The organism is Caulobacter sp. 05T431 (assembly GCF_056665975.1).
In genome coordinates, this window is the sequence record NZ_JBFTKU010000191.1 from 1 (window position 1) to 358 (window position 358).

A 358-nucleotide genomic window follows, 5' to 3' on the forward strand; every position below is an offset into this window, starting at 1 on the left:
TACCAAGACACTACGGTGTGGCAGAGTCTCTACAACTTCCAACGCGACGCGGCGACGGGGATCATCAACAAACTGGAGACCTACAATGGCTGCATCCTTGCCGATAGCGTCGGCCTCGGCAAAACGTTCACAGCTTTAGCGGTGATCAAGTACTACGAGCTGCGCAACAAGTCCGTGCTGGTGCTCTGCCCGAAGAAGCTCGCAGAGAACTGGACGAACTACAACGCCAACCTCACGACAAACATCTTTGCCGAAGACCGGTTTAACTACGACGTCCTCGCCCATACCGACCTCTCGCGCACTGGCGGCGAGTCTCTGGGCTTGCGACTGGATCGGATCAACTGGGGCAATTACGACC

At 56.4% G+C, this 358-nt stretch carries 1 protein-coding gene; it reads left to right on the forward strand.

What is annotated here, in order from left to right; translation table 11 throughout:
* Nucleotides 1-15 precede the first annotated feature (15 nt).
* Nucleotides 16-358: SNF2-related protein (locus tag AC1U89_RS25065; RefSeq protein ID WP_479902317.1), on the forward strand; the 343-nt coding region annotated here is incomplete at its 3' end.